The following is a 1850-nucleotide window of genomic DNA, read 5'->3' on the forward strand; positions in this document are numbered from 1 at the left end:
ATAGCTGATACAGTAGTGGATGTACTAAGAGTGGTCAATCGACCAACAGTTGAGAATGTGAAGCAAGTGGTATTGGGCACGGTGCATGTATATGGAATGTACAAGGGATTGAGTGTGTATGGATTAGCACTAGTGGGTTTAGAAGCTACATATCAAGTGTACCAAGGGGAGTACGGAGAGTGTGTTAAGCACCTTGGTATCACAGTAGGTTACATGGCATTACCTATAGTGATGGGTGCAGGAGGTTTGCCACATGCAGGGTTGATATTTACATCAGGAATGACGGTGTACAGCCTTTACCATCTGATGTCCAACGTGCATAGTCTGTACATAGAGTATACAAGCGATGAGAATGGAGTGAGATCAGCGTCTGGATATGGAGAAGTCTACAGTTTATTAGCACGAACTCCATTACAATACGTATACGAGTTTGATAGCTCCAGGGGAGAGTATGATGAATTGATGCAGGAACAAGGTCAAGCAGAAGGAGCATTTCAAGGTGATAATTGATGATATGTGGAGAAGGTGTGTTGAGAGATTTGAGTAGCTACAGTAATGGGAGATTATGCCATGAAATAGCAAAGCTGGCGTCTCTTGGTTATAGAGGTAAGAATAGGAATTATATTGTGCAGTGGCTGAATACAGCTGGTCCGAGGTTAGGAGAGTTTAATGCACAGGAATTATCAAAGAGTATCTGGAGTTTAACACGCCTTGGGTATAGAAATGATGTATTTATAAGAGAGTGGGTGAGAGTATCAACTAGGAAGTTGATAGAATTTAATACTCAGGATTTGTCGAACAGTCTCTGGAGTTTGGTGCGCCTCGGTTACAGGGATACTGCGTTCATAAGAGAGTGGATGAGGGTATCAACTGGGAAACTGATACTGTTTAATAGTCAGGACTTGTCGAATAGTCTCTGGAGTTTAGCGCGTTTTGGTTATAGAGACGATGAGTTTATAAGAGCACTGGTAAGAATATCAGCTGTAAAGCTCTCGGAGTTTAATAGTCAGGACTTGTCGAATAGTCTCTGGAGTTTAGCACGTCTTGGTTACAGAGATGATCAGTTTATAAGAGAATGGATAAGAGTGTCTGCTTGGCAACTCCAAGAGTTTAATTCCCAGGAACTGTCGAACAGTCTCTGGAGTTTAGCATGCCTTGGTTACAGGGATATTGCATTCATAAGAGAATGGGTAAGAGTATCGATTGGCAAGGTGTCAGAGTTTAATGCGCAGGAATTGTTGAGCAGTATCTGGACTTTAGCGCATGTTGGTTATAAGGACAATGAGTTTATAAAAGAGTGGGTGAAAGTGTCAACTGGGAAACTCGAAGAATTTAGTGCTCAGCATTTGTCTAAGAGTATTTGGAGTTTAGCGCGTCTTGGTTACAGAGACGATGTCTTTATAAGAGAATGGGTAAGAGTGTCAACTGAGAAATTGAGAGGATTCAATGCTCAGAATCTGTCCAACGGTCTATGGAGTTTGGCGCATTTTGGTTATAGAGATGATTGCTTCGTCACGGAATGGACTAGAATAGTTGATAGAAGGGTTGGTGAGTTCAATCTAAGGGACCTGGAACAAAGTATCACGGGATTATCTTGTCTGTTGTTTAGAAGAGATGTGAAGCTAAACGAGAGTGAATTAGTATGCCTATACCCGAGTCAAAGATTGGTAAGTGGAATAGAAGTATTGTTGAGAAGTAGTGTGTTCAATAATGGCCTGATGGGACTATATCTTGTATCAAAAGTACTGGAGCAAGGTGGAATAAAAGGAGACATACTACAAATGTTGGAAACGTTCCGTATGTTTTTGAGGGAAAAAAATAAAGAGATACGGACTGGAGGGTGTTTAGGA

Annotated in this window: 1 protein-coding gene and 1 pseudogene; both read left to right on the forward strand. The window is 41.4% G+C overall.

From position 1 onward, the window contains the following. Positions 1-510: hypothetical protein (locus EDM53_RS06105; protein WP_165379559.1), on the forward strand; the 510-nt coding region annotated here is incomplete at its 5' end. Continuing rightward, a pseudogene (locus EDM53_RS01875) lies at positions 510-1850 on the forward strand (hypothetical protein); the annotation flags it as partial. The gene EDM53_RS06105 and the pseudogene EDM53_RS01875, both read left to right, overlap by 1 nt.

Source organism: Rickettsiales endosymbiont of Peranema trichophorum (assembly GCF_004210275.1).
GTDB lineage: Bacteria > Pseudomonadota > Alphaproteobacteria > Rickettsiales > Midichloriaceae > RICK02.